Origin of the sequence: Streptomyces canarius, assembly GCF_014650735.1 — a bacterium.
Classification (GTDB): Bacteria; Actinomycetota; Actinomycetes; order Streptomycetales; family Streptomycetaceae; genus Streptomyces; species Streptomyces olivaceoviridis.
Window position 1 is genome coordinate 1 of sequence record NZ_BMVN01000269.1, and the last position, 504, is coordinate 504.

The window sequence follows — 504 nt, forward strand, 5'->3', positions numbered from 1 at the left end:
CGAGAAGCCGGCGTTGCGGTCGGGGGTCCACTGCATGGGGGTGCGGACGGCGTCGCGGTCGCCGAGCCAGATGTTGTCGCCCATGCCGATCTCGTCGCCGTAGTAGAGGATCGGCGAGCCGGGCAGGGAGAGCAGCAGGGCGGTGAACAGCTCGATCTGGTTGCGGTCGTTGTCGAGCAGGGGCGCGAGGCGGCGGCGGATGCCGATGTTGGCGCGCATCCGCGGGTCCTTGGCGTACTCGGCCCACATGTAGTCGCGTTCCTCGTCGGTGACCATTTCGAGGGTGAGCTCGTCGTGGTTGCGCAGGAAGATGCCCCACTGGCAGTTCGAGGGGATGGCCGGGGTCTTGGCGAGGATCTCGGAGACCGGGTAGCGGGATTCCCGCCGTACGGCCATGAAGATGCGCGGCATGACGGGGAAGTGGAAGGCCATGTGGCACTCGTCGCCGCCGGCCTGGTAGTCGCCGAAGTAGTCGACGACGTCCTCGGGCCACTGGTTGGCCTC

1 protein-coding gene is annotated in these 504 nt (G+C 67.7%); it reads right to left on the bottom strand.

Going from position 1 to position 504, the window contains the following annotated elements; genetic code table 11:
* A partial coding sequence (locus tag IE294_RS47240) for an alpha-amylase family glycosyl hydrolase (RefSeq protein WP_268252904.1) occupies nucleotides 1-504 on the bottom strand: 504 nt, incomplete at both ends.